We start from the raw sequence: 13,656 nt of genomic DNA on the forward strand, positions 1-13,656 counted from the left end.
GGGGGTCAAATGGAGTCTGGCGTGTCGCTCACGCCGTGGCGCTGAGGAAGCGGTTCCAGCCACCGTGGGGGCGAACGCCGACATCGAGCGTGCGGAGCTTGTCAAGCACTTTCGGGTCCTGGACGTCCATCCAGTCGACGAACTGCCGGAAGGACACGAGGCGTACGTCCTTCTTGCCGGCAATGTGCCGCAGCGCGTGCTCGACGGAGTCCATGTAGATCCCGCCGTTCCACTTCTCGAAGTGGTTGCCGATGAAGAAGGGCGCCCTGTTTGTCTCGTATGCCCGGTGGAAGCCGGCGATGTAGGCCTCGGCCGACTGCTTGCGCCAGCCCGGGTAGTTGTAAGCGGGCGCCTTGGTCGTGTGCACCGACTGGTTGGCCAGCATGTTGTAGTCCATCGACAGCACTTCGAACTTGCGCCCGGGGAACGGCACGGACTGGAGCGGCAGGTCCCACACACCGAGCCGCTTGGACGGCCAGCGCTGTTTGCCGCCCGGCGACGAGGCGTCGTAGCGCCAGCCCAGCTTGGCGGCCGTGGGCAGCAGGTTGTTCTGGCCGAGCAGGCAGGGGGTGCGGCCGCCGACGAGTTCCTTCTCGTAGTCGAAGGGCAGCGAAGGCAGGTCGTAGCGGCCCGTGTTCGTGCGCCATTCCTTGACGAAGGACTTGGCCTGGTCGATCTCGCTGTGCCACTGCGCCGGGGTCCAGTGCGCGACGGAGCCGAAGCCCGAGCAGAAGTGGCCGTTGAAGTGCGTGCCGATCTCATGGCCGGCGAGCCACGCCTGGCGGACGCATTTCAGCGTCTCCTCGAGGTGGGTGTCGGTGAGGTAGCCGATGGCCGAGGCGCCGACGTGGTTGTTCGGCGGGCGGTAGAGCCGCTTCTTCGCCTCGGGCAGCAGATAGAGGCCGGAGAGGAAGAACGTCATGTGCGCGCCGGTCTCCTCGGCGGCTTTCAGGAAGCGCGGGAAGAGTCCGTTGCCGACTTCGCCCGCGCCGTCCCAGGAGAAGACGACGAACTGCGGCGGCGTCTGGCCGGGTTCGAGGGGGACGGGCGCGGCAGGCTGGTTCGGCTGCTTGCCGGTGAAGGATGTCGAGCCGTCACCGATCAGCCGGCCCTGGGGCTTCTCGGGCATCCCCGCGCCGCCGCCCTTCGCCTTGGCACCCGGAGGGATGGACCCACCGCCGCCTTGGCCACTGTCGGTACCGCACCCGGAGAGCGCGGCGGCCGCCGCCGCGCCTGCCCCGAGCCCGATCAGTCCTCGCCGCGAGATCGCCGGCATTCCACAGCCCCATTCGTCGCGCCCCGATCCCCTGGCGGGAGGGACACACCCTTAGAGGGCGCGACGAACAGGGGGGTTCCTGCAAGTCACACAAATTTGGGCAATGCGCGCGTACAGAGGAACCCATGTCCTGACGGTGCGTCAGGCGCCGAAAGCCTTGTCCTTCCCCTTCACCGGCTTGGCGCCCGCGAGGAGATGAGCCGGCACGAGATCCCGCGCGGGCTCCGAGTAGCCGACGGACACGATCTTGTCGCCGAGGTAGGTGAACGACGTGAGCGAGGCCAGCGTGCACTGCCGCTTGCGCGGGTCGTGCCACAGGCGCCGCTTCTCCACGAAGCTGCGCACGATCCAGATCGGCAGCTGGTGGCTGACGCACACCGCCTCGTGGCCGCGCGCCGCGTCCTTCGCCGCGTCGATCGCGCCCATCATCCGCACGACCTGCTCGAGGTAGGGCTCGCCCCAGGACGGCTTGAACGGGTTGACGAGGTGCTTCCAGTTCTCCGGCCTGCGCAGCGCGCCGTCGCCGACGCCGAAGGTCTTGCCCTGGAAGACGTTGCCCGCCTCGATGAGGCGGTCGTCGGTCGCCAGGTCGAGGCCGTGCGCCTTCGCGATCGGCGTCGCCGTCTCCTGCGCCCGGTCGAGCGGCGAGGCCACGACGTGCGTCACGTCACGCGAGGACAGGTGCTCGGCGACCCGGTCGGCCATCTGCCGGCCGAGCTCGGAGAGGTGGTAGTCGGGCAGCCGCCCGTACAGGATCCCCTCCGGGTTGTGCACCTCTCCGTGCCGCATCACGTGGACGACGGTGATGTCCTTGTCGGACCGGGCGGGCTTGTCGGCAGTGGTCATGCCTGCGTCGCCTCCGCAGCCGCGCGGGCGGCACCGGGGAGCGCGGCGGCGATACGTTCGACCGCCCGCTCGTCGTGGGCGGTCGAGACGAACCAGGACTCGAAGGCCGACGGCGGCAGATACACGCCCTGCTCCAGCATCGAGTGGAAGAACGCGGTGAAGCGGAAGGATTCTTGGCGCTTCGCGTCGTCGTAGTTGCGGACCTCGTTCTCGGTGAAGAACACGGAGAACATGTTCGAGGCGGTCTGTACGCGGTGGGCGACGCCCTCCTTGGTCAGCGCGGCGCTCACCAGCGTGCGTACTTCCTCGGATACCGCGTCGATCTTCGCGTAGGCCGCGTCGTCGAGGAGGCGGAGCTGGGCGACGCCGGCCGCCGTGGCGATCGGGTTCCCGGAGAGCGTGCCCGCCTGGTAGACCGGGCCCGCCGGGGCGAGGTGCCCCATGACGTCCGCGCGGCCACCGAACGCGGCCGCGGGGAAGCCGCCGCCCATGACCTTGCCGAAGGTCATCAGGTCGGGCACCACGCCGTCGACGCCGAACCAGCCGGCCTTCGAGGTGCGGAAACCGGTCATGACCTCGTCGGAGATGTACAGCGCTCCGTTCGCGCGGCACAGGTCCGCGAGGCCCTGGTTGAAGCCGGCGACCGGCGGGACGACGCCCATGTTGCCGGGCGAGGCCTCGGTGATGACGCAGGCGATCTGGCCCTCGTTCGCGGCGAACGCGGCGCGCACGGCGTCGAGGTCGTTGTAGGGGACGACGATGGTGTCGCCGGCCTGGGCGCCGGTGACGCCCGGGGTGTCGGGGAGCCCGAGGGTCGCGACGCCCGAACCTGCGGCGGCGAGCAGCGCGTCCACGTGCCCGTGGTAGCAGCCGGCGAACTTGACGATCTTCGCGCGGCCGGTGAAGCCGCGGGCGAGCCGGATCGCGGACATGGTCGCCTCGGTCCCGGAGGACACGAGCCGCACCTGCTCGACCGGCGCGATACGCGCGACGATCTCCTCGGCGAGCGCGACCTCGCCCTCGCCCGGCGTACCGAAGGACGTGCCGCGCGCGACGGCCTCCTGGACCGCGGCGATGACCTCGGGGCGGGAGTGGCCGAGGATCATCGGCCCCCAGGAGCAGACGAGGTCGACGTACTCGCGGCCGTCGGCGTCGGTCAGGTAGGGACCGGTGCCGGACACCATGAACCGGGGCGTCCCACCCACGGCGCGGAACGCGCGCACGGGCGAGTTCACGCCGCCCGGGGTCACGAGGGCCGCGCGGTCGAAGAGACCCTGCGAGACCGGTGCTTCATAGGGGTACGGTGCGGTCGCGCCCGAGCTAGGTGCCGCGGACCCGGGGATGTTGTTCGCCTCTGCCATGCCTCTCAGCGTACGGGCAGGCTTTCGCGGGTCCACGCCGGACGGGTCGGGGGTGGGCGGGGGCGGGGGTTCTGGTCCGGGGGGTTCTGGTCCGGGGGGTGGGTTGGGTCGGGCGGGGGTTCTGGTCCGGGGGGGTGGGTTGGGTCGGGCGCGGGTTCGGGCCCGCCGGGGCCTTGGTCCGGCGCACGCCTCGGCTCGCCGCCGCCTTGCGTCCCGGGTCGCCGTCGCCTTTGGGTCCCGGTCCCGCCGCGCCCTCGCGTCCGTCCCACGTCCCGATTTACCGGAGCCTTGGGTTCTGCCCACCTCCCGGCCCACCTCAGCCTCGCGGCCCGGCGCGCCGCGCCCTCACACCCGGCGCGCGTACCGGCCCACCACCGCACGCGCCCCTCCCCCTCCCCTCCTCCCCCCACTCATCACGCACGTCTCACCCACTCCCCCCGCACGTCCCCGTCCCCTTCCTCCACGTCCTTCTGGCGCGAACCGGACCCCCGGGATGGCTCATCGCCTGCATTTCTGGCCACGGCGCGAACCGACTACCTAAACTCCCCGGAGGAGGGCGGCTCGCGGACGGTTCACGTCGGCGCCGGCATGGGTTTCGTGCCCCTGCCCGCAGGTGTTCCGCCGCACGTTTCGGCGAGTGACCGTGGGGGAGGTCACTGACACGATGATCGGGTTGCGCGGTGCTGACCGCGCGGCCTAGAAAAGGGGCGAGGCGCCCTGGAAAAGCAGTCGGGTGGAGATATGCATCGCGGTGGCGGACTGGGCGAGGGGACCGGCGATCTGGGCCCCCGGCGTGCCCGGCGCGGAAAGCACCGGCGCGACGCGGAGGCGGCAGCGGCAGCAGCAGCGGGGGATGCGGGCGCGGAGCAGACACAGGGCGGGACCGGGGGCAGGAATGGTGGCCGGGTGGGGGTGACGTACAAATACTTCGGCGCGCCCGACGGCGCCACGGCGGCCCGCGTCCCCATCTCGATGCGTCCCGAGGAGCTCGGCGGTGACGAGCTGGGCATGGGCGGCATGTTCACCAAGATCAAGCCGGAGACGATGGCCGCGATGGTCCTCACCGGCATCGAGGGCATACCCCTGCACAAGGTGCCCCCGCTCGAACTGGTCGTCCTGCACCCCGATTACGCCGTCGTGAAGCTCCCGATGACGGTCGTCGACCCGCTGCGCGGCGTGGGCGAGGAGGCCGTGGGCGCGGCGGCGTTCATCTGGTCGACGGTCCCGGACCGCGGCGGCCCGCGCGACGCGTTCAATGTGTACCAACTGCTCCACGAATGGCAGGACTTCAGCCACCGCCTGCACGACGCGGGCCACCAGGCGTACTGCCTGGTGTGGCCCTGAGCCGGGATTACAGGGCGTCACATTGTTCGGCGGGGCCTTCGGGCTCCGCCGTTTTCATGTCTCCTTTCATGTCTACGCGGCGCACCCGGGACCGGCATACGCGTCGGCGGCACCCCCCGAACCGCGTTACGCGCAAGGGGGATGCCGCCGGGCCGACGGAGTCGGTCAGTGGCCGTTGATCGCGAGTTCGTAGTCGCCGATCAGGTCGCCGAGGAGGGTGCCGGCGGTGAGGTCGCTGTTGACGTGGCCGGCCATGTAGAGGCGGGAGTACAGGACTTCGGCGCGCATCCACTCGTAGTCCTCGGCGCGGTGCGGGGAGAGGGCGCTGAGGAAGGTGACGGCGGCGGCGGAGCGGGCCGCGTGGCGGGACGGGTAGGAGTACGGGCCCTTGGCGCCGGGCTTGATGTGCTTCTCCGGGCGCAGGGTCGGGTCCATGACGAACGGCGCCGGCTGCTTGTCCTTGGCGGCGACCTGGTCACTGACGGTCTTGGCCAGCTTCAGGGCGGCCTTGAGCTGGGCCTTCTCCGCCTTGCCCTGCGCGGCGGGGATCAGTTCGCGCTGGTCGTGGAGGTAGAGCTTCCAGATGTCCTTCTTGCCGTGCAGCTCCAGCCAGGTCGCGGCGTTCTTGCCGGCGGCCGTGCGGGTCTTGGCCAGGGCCTGGACGTCCTTGAGTTCGGCCTTGCGCTGGTCGGCGGACGGCCCGGCCGGGACCTGCTGCGCGACCCAGGCGGCGAACGCCTTGTCGTCGCGGCCCGTGCCGTGCTCGGCCTTCCACTTGGCGAAGAGCGCGTCGGCCTTCTTGCGCTGGTCGGAGGCCGCCTTGCCGATCTTGGCGATCTCGGCGTCGGTGAAGAGCTGGGGCGGCGGGCTCTGCTTGATCCGCGCCGTGGCCCCGGGCTTCTTCTTCTTGGCGGACGATGCTGCGGCGGCCGGGTGCAGCAGGCCGAAGGCGGCTGCGGCCACGGCGACCAGCGCGATCAGCGCGTACGGCCATTTGATGCCACGCAGGGCGTTCATGCGGCGGAGATCCTTTCGAGGAGGGGGTCCGGGAGGGGATCCGGAAGGGGGCCCGTTGGGGGGTCCGTGCTCGTCGGTGCGGTGAAGTGGGTGCGGGCGAGCCGTCGTACGTCGTTGTCGTGCAGGCCGGGCCTGAGCAGGGACTGGCCGACGACGTACTTGCTCAGGGACACCGGGCGTACGCCGAGGCTCAGCAACAGGCGGTCGGCCGGGGCGAGTTGGAGGCCGCCCTTCGTCTCCACGAGTACGTGGCCGGGGTCGAGGGCGGCGGTGCGGTCACCGTGTCCGCAGGTCAGGACGCCGTCGAGGGTGACGCGGGTGCCGTTGTCGAGGTCGGCGAGGGCGGCACGGACGTAACGGATCTCGGCGGCGGGTACCAGGTCCGCGGCCCTTACGGGGATCCCGGAGCGCTCGAGGTTCTCGTCCACGAAGTCCGCTGCCTGCGCGTCCAGTTCGCCGTAGGCGGCGGCCGGGACGCGCAGTGCGTGCTTGACCGTGTTGCCGCGGCCGTCCTTCGTCTTGACCTCGACCCGGCACAGGCCGTCCTCCGCGTACAGGCGGGTCCGGACCTTCCAGCGGCGGCGCCGGCCCTGCACGTGCGCGTGCCAGGACGCGAGGCGCTCGGTGTCGAAGTAGGCGCTGAGGTAGCTCGTCGTACGGCGTCCGCCCAGGTCGAGGACGTGATGATCGTCGGCGAGCCGGCGGACGAAAACGCGTGCCTGGTCGAGCGGGACCAGATATTTACGGTCGGTGCGGTGCTGGAGCGCGGCGGCCGCGTCGACCTCGGCGAGCGTGGCGCCCCGCAGGGCGGACAGGCCGAGCCCTGCCGCGAAGGCTGACGCCGGGGTCATGACACGACCACCTGCTCGCGCGGTTCCGCGTCCGCGAGGGTACCCAGATCGGTACCGGCCACGTCCGGGTACCGCGCGGAGACCCGGGTGGTCTCGCGTACGTAGTCGACTTCGTCGACGGCCACGGAGAGCGGGGCCTGCCCGAAGCGGAGCGCGACGTCGGCGGCGATGAGCGAGGGATCGGGGTAGATCCGGTCGAGCGTGAGCTTCACGGTGCGGGTCGGCGGGTCGTACGACCTGGGGTCGTCGACCACGAGGACGGCGACCAGGACGACGGCCACGAGCCCGACGACCAGCCACGTCTGGCGCTGCGGCAGGCCCGTGCACAGGGCGATGACCAAGGTGACGAAGGTGTAGGCGACGTCCCGCAGGGTGAACGCGGCGCTGCGCAGGCGCACCAGGGAGAGGATGCCGAACAGTCCGAAGCCGACGCCGGCGGGGAACTTGCCCGCGCTGATCGTGCTCATCGCGGCGAACAGGCCGATGTTCAGCCCGGCCAGGACCAGCGGGATCTCCGGCGCGCTGGGGCGGCGCCGGTAGAGCCAGCCGACCAGGATCAGCAGCGCTACGACGTCCAGACCACCGCGGGAGATGAGGTCCGTGGGGGCGATGTGGTCGGTGATGCCCTTACCGGCGAGCACCGTGACCGCTGCCGCTGCGTACATGACTGTCCCTTCCGTCACGGCATGGCAGACGGCGGACCGGTCGCGGCCCGCGGAGCACCGCGACATGAAGGAAGGTAGGGAAGTCACATGAACAGACCATGAAGGGTTCCTGACGGCCGTCGTGGGGGGGGCTGTCGCCGGGTGGGGTGGGCTTCGCCGGGCGGGGAGGGGGCTTCGCCGGGCGGGGAGGGGGCTTCGCCGGGCGGGGGCGGTCGAGGTGCGGCTGTCGGGGGGCCGGGCGGGGGCGGCCGGAGTGGCGGCGCGGGGGTTCTGTCAGGCCGGGCAAGGCCCGGCGACGGTCCAGACGCCTGGCCGGCGTACCGTTCGGAGTGGACGACAGCCCAGCCGCCCGCACCACGCCGACTCGGCGGACGGCCCCAGCCCCCGCCCCGGTCAGCCCAGCGCCCTCGCCCCGGTCAGCCCAGCACCATCGCCCCCGAAATCCCGGCGCAGCCGTCCCCGTCAGCCCAGCGCCCTCGCCCCGGTCAGCCCAGCACCATCGCCCCCGAAATCCCGGCGCAGCCGTCCCCGTCAGCCCAGCACCATCGCCCCCGAAATCCCGGCGCAGCCGTCCCCGTCAGCCCAGCACCATCGCCCCCGAAAGCCCGGCGCAGCCGCCCCGTTAGCCTGGCCGATATGCATTGCCTGGTCGTCGACGACGAGAAACGGCTCACGGATCTGGTCGTCCGCTTCCTCGGCGAGTCCGGTCACACCGCCGAGGGACGCTACGACGGGCCCTCCGGCCTCGCCGCCGCCCGTGACCCCCGCGTGGACGCCGTACTTCTCGACGTCATGCTGCCCGGGATGGACGGCGTCGAGGTGTGCCGCACGCTGCGCGGCGAAGGCATCGACGTACCCGTGATCCTGCTCACCGCGCGCGGCGCGATCAGCGAGCGCGTGGCCGGGCTCGACGCCGGCGCCGACGACTACGTGGTCAAGCCCTTCGCCATGGACGAACTGCTCGCCCGGCTGCGCGCCATATCCCGGCGCCGCCCCGACAGTTCAGGCCGCCTCCAGGTCGGTGACCTCGTTCTCGACCCCGAGCAGCACCGTGCCTGGCGCGGCGACGCCGAACTCGAGCTCTCCCGGCGCGAGTTCGACGTCCTGCGGGTGCTGATGGACAACGCGGGGCGGGTCGTGACCCGGCTCCAGCTCCTCGACGAGGTCTGGGACGGCGAGACCGACCTCCGCAGCAACGCCATCGACGTCCACGTCTCCAAGGTGCGCGCCAAGGTCGACCGCGCCTTCGACCGTACGACGATCACGACCCTGCGCGGGCGCGGCTACCGCCTGGAGACGGCACCGTGACCCGGCAGGACACGGCGCGGCTACCGCCTGGAGACGGCACCGTGACCCGGCAGGACACGGCGCGGCTACCGCCTGGAGACGGCACCGTGACCCGGCAGGACACGGCACGGCTACCGCCTGGAGACCGCACCGTGACCCGGCAGGACACGGCAGGCCAACCGGCCGGTATACGGGCCCGGCTGCGCCGGATGCCCGTCGTCACCCGGCTCGTCCTCGCCGTCGCCGTCACCATGTCCCTGGTCCTGACCGGCGCGGCCGGGCTCGTCTACTGGCGGGTCAAGACCGCCCTCGACCAGCAGCTCAACGACGACCTCACCGCCTACCAGCGCGGGCTCGACCGGGCCGTACGCGCCGGATCACCCCTGCCGCCGGGCCCCAGCGGCAGCCTCAAGCAAGTCCTCGACGGGCAGGGGCACGTCCTGCGGTCCAGCGACGCGCTCCCCCGGCAGTTGCTCACGCCCGCCGAGCTGGCCGCCGTCGCGGGCGGCGCGACCATCCGACGGGACATCGGCTCGCTCCTGCCCATCACCTCCGACACCCTGCGCCTCCAGGCCCGGCGCGTCACGGCGGCCGGGCAGCCCCGCATCGTGATCGCCGCGCTCCGGCGCGGGCACCGGGACGAGGCGCTGCGCGAACTCCTCGCCCAGCTCGGTTTCGCGTCCGCGCTGACGCTGATCGCCGCGTCGTACGTCGGCTACCGCACGGCCCGCGCGGCCCTGCGCCCCGTCGAGCGTTACCGCAGCGGCGCGGCGACGCTCGCGGACGGCGCCCAGAACACCCGGCTCGACGTACCCGCCGACCGCGACGACGACATCACCCGGCTCGGGCACACCCTCAACCACATGCTGGAGCGGCTCGAGGCGTCCGCCGAGCGCGAGCGGCGGTTCGTCGCGGACGCCAGCCATGAACTGCGTACGCCGCTGACGCTGATGCGCGCCGAGCTGGACGTCGCGCTGCACCGGCCCCGCTCCAGCGGCGAACTCACCGAGACGCTGCGCTCCGTGGACACCGAGGTCCAGCGCCTGATCGACCTGTCCAACGCGCTCCTCGATCTGGAGGAACTCGGCGGCAACGCCCACATCACGCGGTTCCCGCTGCGCCTACCCGACCTCGTCGAGGCGGCGGTCGCGCCGCATCTGCGTACGGCGGAACGGGCCGGGCGCGCCCTGACCGTCGCCGTGCCCGACGCGACGGTCGACGTCGACGCGCGCTGGCTGCAGCCCGCGATCGGCAACCTCGTCGACAACGCGCTCCGCCACGGCGACGGGACGGTACGGGTGACGGCGACGGTCGGGGGCGGGAGGCTACGGCTGCGCGTCACGGACGAGGGGCCCGGTTTCCCGGCCGAGTTCCTGCCCCGGGCCTTCGACCGCTTCGCCCGCGCGGAGGCGAGCCGCACGAGCCAGGGCTCGGGCCTGGGCCTCGCCTTCGTACGGGCGGCGTCGGTGGCGCACGGGGGGTCTGCGTACGCGGAGAACATGGGGGGTGGGGGCGCGGTGACGGTCGATCTGCCGTGCTGAGGCACCTCCGGCGTACCGTTCAGATATGGCGACGCCCCTGCCCGGCCCGTTGGCCCATCTCGCTCCGTTGCTCAGTCATTACGGGTACTGGGCTGTCGGCGCCGTGGTTCTCGTGGAGGACTTCGGGGTGCCCGCGCCGGGCGAGACGATTCTGATCGCCGCCGGGGTCTACGCCGGGGCCGGTCAGCTGAACATCTTCGCCGTCGCCGCCGTCGCCTTCGCGGCCGCCGTCGTCGGCGACAACATCGGCTATCTGATCGGCCACTACGGCGGACGCGCCTTCGTGCACCGCTGGGGCCGCTACGTGTTCATCACCCCCGAGCGGTTCGCCAAGGCGGAGGACTTCTTCAAGCGGCACGGCGGCGCGATCGTCATCGTGGCCCGGTTCGTCGAGGGGCTGCGCCAGGTCAACGGCATCATCGCCGGGACCAGCGGTATGCCCTGGCGCCGTTTCATCGTCTTCAACGCCCTGGGCGCCGCGCTCTGGGTCGGCCTGTGGGCGACCCTGGCCTACGTCACCGGCACCCACATCACCGCCGTGTACGACGTGATCAGCCGCTACCAGCTCTACGCGCTCATCGTCCTCGGCGTCCTGATCGCGGCCCTGATCGCCCGCCACGTCCTGCGCGCCCGGCGCCAGACCTGAGTCACGGCTCCCGCGACACGGGCGCCACCGGCCGGCGCTGTGCGAACACCACCACCGCGACGACCCCGATCAGGACGGCGAGCGCCCCGAAGCCGTACGTCAGTGTCGTGTACGAGGCAACGGCTGCGACCAGCAACGGGCCGCCCGCGTCGCCCAGTTCGCGGCCCAGTTCGGCGGCGCCCATCGTCTGGCCGAGCCGTTCCGTGGGCGTGCTCGCGGCGAGCGTGGCGAAGCCGAGCGGGGTGATCAGCCCCGTACCGGCGCCGGTCAGCGCGGCCCCGAGGAGGATGCCCGTCAGCCCCGGCAGCATCACGCAGGCCATGCCCACGGCGGTGACCAGCAGCCCCGCCGTCAGACCGGTACGGGCGGTGAGGCGCCCGTCGTCCAGAGCGCGCCCGGCGCGTGGCTGGACGACGGCCGCGCACCCCGCGAGCACCGACACCGCCGCCCCGGTCGCGACCGTGCCGAGCCCGTCCGCACGGCCGGAGACCGGCAGGAAACCGACCCCGACCGACAGGGCCGCCGTCGCCGCCGCGAGCGCGGTCGTCGGGGTGAGGAAGGCCGGGTCGGCGAGGCGCCGGGCCAGGTCGAGGACCGTCTGCCGGGCCTTGGGCAGCGGCGGTACGGCGGGTACGGCGAGCGCGGCCCACACGGCGACCGCCGCGCCGAGCACGGCGAGGACGACGAACAGCAGGCGCAGGCCGCCGGCCCACACCAGGACGCCGCCGAGCAGGGGGCCGAGGGTGTAGCCGACGGACTTGTAGAAGCCGTAGCTGCCGAAGGCGCGGCCGTGTTTCGCGGCCGGGTTGAGGCGGGCGACCAGCGCGGAGGCGGACGGCGAGAAGGCGGAGGCGGCGGCGCCCTGCCCGAGACGCGCGGCCCAGAGCCAGCCGGGGCTGTCGGCGACGACGTACAGGGCGGACGCGGCGGCGAAGGCGGCGAGTCCGCCGAGCAGGACGGGGCGGGCGCCGACCCGGTCGGCGAGGGTGCCGAAAACGGGCTTGAGCAGCACTTCGGCGCCGTCGTAGAGGGCGAGCAGCCCACCGAGCACCATCAGGGAGGTGACGGCGCCATGGGTGTGGCCACCGAGGTTGGCGGCGATCCCGTGCGCCCCGAAGGCGGTGGTGAACCCGGCCGCGTAGAGGGGCCACATCTGGCGGGCGGGGGCGGGCGCGGAGGCGGAAGCGGGTGCCGCGGTCATGGGTCCGCTCCGGAATTCTGGTGGAGCGCGACGAAGACCTGCTCCACGTAGTCCTCGAAGGGCGCCCGGCCCGGCTCGGCAAGCGCCACCGCCGAGGAGCCCCGGCGGCAGACCGAAGCCGGCCCCCCGCCCCCAGCGGAGCGCCCCGTCACGCCTCTTCCTCCGTCCGGACCCCCCGTACCGTGAATCCGATCGCCGCTCCTCCGCCCGTGCGGCGCTCCGCGAACGCGCGGCCGCCGTGGGCGGACGCGACCTCCTGGACGATGGACAGGCCCAGGCCTGAGCCGGGGAGGCTGCGGGCCGCCGGGGCCCGGTAGAAGCGGTCGAAGACGCGTTCGAGGTCCGAGTCCGCGATGCCGGGACCCCGGTCGAGCACCTCGACGCGTACGCCGTCCGGGATGCCCCCGGTCACCACGATCTGGATCGGCTCCGTGCCGCCGCGGTCGAACTTGGCCGCGTTCTCCACGAGGTTGGACAGCGCGCGCTGGAGCGAGGCCGGGCGGCCCTGGATCGCGGTGGCGCCCGTGACGCGCACCGTGATCTCGCGGCCGGTCCGGCGGCGGGTCAGGACCGCCACGTCCTCGGCGGTGTCGGCGAGCTCCACCTCGACGACCGGCTCGTCGTCCTCCTTGCCCGCGGCCAGGTCCACCAGCTCGTTGACCAGGTCGGTCAGCTCGCGGGACTCCTGCGCCAGGTCGGCGATCAGCTCCTCGCGGGCGGCCGGCGGCAGATCCTCTATGCGGCGGAGCAGCGAGATGTTCGTACGGAGCGAGGTGAGCGGCGTACGCAGCTCGTGCCCCGCGTCCTGGACGAGGCGCCGCTGGTCCTCGATGGCGCGCGCGAGGCGCCCCAGCATCCGGTCGAAGGACCGGCCCAGGCTGCCGACCTCGTCGCCGCCCTCGACCGGCACCCGCACATCGAGATGCCCGGTGCCCGCGACCTCCTCCGCCGCCCCGGCGAGCAGGACCAGGCGGCGCGTGATGCGCCGGGCCAGCCACCAGCCGACGAAGGCCGAGGCGAGGATCACGGCGAGGGCCACCACACCCGTACGCCGCTGGAGCTGACGCAGCAGATCCTCGGTGTCGCTGAACTGCTGCGCGACCTGCACGGCCCCGCGTCCGCCGCCCAGCGACACGGTCGTCATGCGGTACTCGTCGCCGCCCAGCTGCACGTCACGCCGTGACCCGGGGCCCGACACGCCCTTGCCGTCCGACGTCAGGCCGGGCTTCGCGTAGTCGGCGGTCAGCTTGTCCGCCGCGTTCACGGGGAGCCGCGGGCTGCCCGCGTCGACGATCACGCCGCCGGACCCGAGGATCTGGACGTTCGTGCGGGCCGGCCGGATCAGGTCGTCGCGCGGACCGTCGTGGTCGGGGTCGCCCACGACGAAGTCGTACGGGGTGAGCTTCTCGTGCTTGACCTGCACCTTCAGATCGTGGACGACCTCGTTGAACACCGCCTGCTGGTCGACGCGGACGAGCCGGGCCGCGGCGTCGTACGACAGAAGGCCCACGAGGACGGTGACGACCGCGGCGACGGCGGCGAAGGACACGGCGAACGTGGTGCGCAGCGACCGGGCGCTCCCCCGCCGCCGCAGGAACGCGCGCAGGCGGCGACGTACCAA

At 72.5% G+C, this 13,656-nt stretch carries 12 protein-coding genes; 4 read left to right on the plus strand and 8 right to left on the minus strand.

From position 1 onward, the window contains the following. Nucleotides 1-28: 28 nt before the first annotated feature. The 3 genes from ABZ893_RS25670 to hemL all read right to left on the minus strand — a co-directional run bounded on the left by ABZ893_RS25670 (nt 29) and on the right by hemL (nt 3,483). Nucleotides 29-1,276 (minus strand): hypothetical protein, encoded by a 1,248-nt coding sequence (locus tag ABZ893_RS25670; RefSeq protein WP_361407695.1) that lies wholly within the window; start codon nt 1,274-1,276, stop codon nt 29-31. Nucleotides 1,277-1,417: 141 nt separating this feature from the next. Further along, entirely contained in the window at nt 1,418-2,122 is a 705-nt protein-coding gene (locus ABZ893_RS25675) for a histidine phosphatase family protein (RefSeq protein ID WP_361407697.1), read from the minus strand. Beyond that, on the minus strand, nt 2,119-3,483 hold the full coding sequence (gene hemL / locus ABZ893_RS25680; RefSeq protein WP_361407699.1) for a glutamate-1-semialdehyde 2,1-aminomutase: 1,365 nt from the start codon (nt 3,481-3,483) through the stop codon (nt 2,119-2,121). The genes ABZ893_RS25675 and hemL overlap by 4 nt, the downstream gene beginning before the upstream one ends. A 741-nt stretch (nt 3,484-4,224) precedes the next feature. Here hemL and ABZ893_RS25685 point away from each other — a divergent pair. Beyond that, nucleotides 4,225-4,827: a hypothetical protein gene (locus tag ABZ893_RS25685; protein WP_361407701.1), complete on the plus strand. Its 603-nt coding sequence runs from the start codon at nt 4,225-4,227 to the stop codon at nt 4,825-4,827. A 165-nt stretch (nt 4,828-4,992) separates the two neighbouring features. Here ABZ893_RS25685 and ABZ893_RS25690 read toward each other — a convergent pair whose 3' ends face one another. The 3 genes from ABZ893_RS25690 to ABZ893_RS25700 are packed head-to-tail and all read right to left on the minus strand — an operon-like array spanning nt 4,993 to nt 7,360. Continuing rightward, nucleotides 4,993-5,844, minus strand: a complete 852-nt coding sequence (locus tag ABZ893_RS25690) for a phosphatase PAP2 family protein (RefSeq protein WP_361407703.1) — start codon at nt 5,842-5,844, stop codon at nt 4,993-4,995. Continuing rightward, a complete protein-coding gene (locus ABZ893_RS25695) occupies nt 5,841-6,695 on the minus strand; it encodes a polyphosphate polymerase domain-containing protein (protein WP_361407705.1) in 855 nt (284 codons plus the stop codon). Before ABZ893_RS25695 ends, ABZ893_RS25690 begins: the two co-directional genes overlap by 4 nt. Next, entirely contained in the window at nt 6,692-7,360 is a 669-nt protein-coding gene (locus ABZ893_RS25700) for a DUF4956 domain-containing protein (RefSeq protein WP_361407707.1), read from the minus strand. Before ABZ893_RS25700 ends, ABZ893_RS25695 begins: the two co-directional genes overlap by 4 nt. A 636-nt stretch (nt 7,361-7,996) precedes the next feature. Between ABZ893_RS25700 and ABZ893_RS25705 the strand changes: the two genes are divergently transcribed. The 3 genes from ABZ893_RS25705 (at nt 7,997) to ABZ893_RS25715 (ending at nt 10,834) form a co-directional block, all read left to right on the plus strand. Next, nucleotides 7,997-8,668, plus strand: coding sequence for a response regulator transcription factor (locus ABZ893_RS25705; protein ID WP_361407709.1), 672 nt, complete (start codon nt 7,997-7,999; stop codon nt 8,666-8,668). A gap of 131 nt (nt 8,669-8,799) precedes the next feature. Then, nucleotides 8,800-10,188, plus strand: a complete 1,389-nt coding sequence (locus ABZ893_RS25710; protein ID WP_361407711.1) for an ATP-binding protein — start codon at nt 8,800-8,802, stop codon at nt 10,186-10,188. A gap of 25 nt (nt 10,189-10,213) precedes the next feature. Next, nucleotides 10,214-10,834, plus strand: coding sequence for a DedA family protein (locus tag ABZ893_RS25715; RefSeq protein ID WP_361407713.1), 621 nt, complete (start codon nt 10,214-10,216; stop codon nt 10,832-10,834). Nucleotide 10,835: 1 nt separating this feature from the next. Here ABZ893_RS25715 and ABZ893_RS25720 read toward each other — a convergent pair whose 3' ends face one another. Next, the gene (locus tag ABZ893_RS25720; protein ID WP_361407715.1) at nt 10,836-12,035 is read right to left on the minus strand and encodes an MFS transporter; all 1,200 of its coding nucleotides are present in this window, start codon (nt 12,033-12,035) and stop codon (nt 10,836-10,838) included. A gap of 148 nt (nt 12,036-12,183) precedes the next feature. Continuing rightward, nucleotides 12,184-13,656: a HAMP domain-containing sensor histidine kinase gene (locus ABZ893_RS25725; protein ID WP_361407717.1), complete on the minus strand. Its 1,473-nt coding sequence runs from the start codon at nt 13,654-13,656 to the stop codon at nt 12,184-12,186.

It is taken from the genome of Streptomyces sp. NPDC046821, assembly GCF_040645335.1.
In the GTDB taxonomy this organism is placed as follows: Bacteria; Actinomycetota; Actinomycetes; order Streptomycetales; family Streptomycetaceae; genus Streptomyces.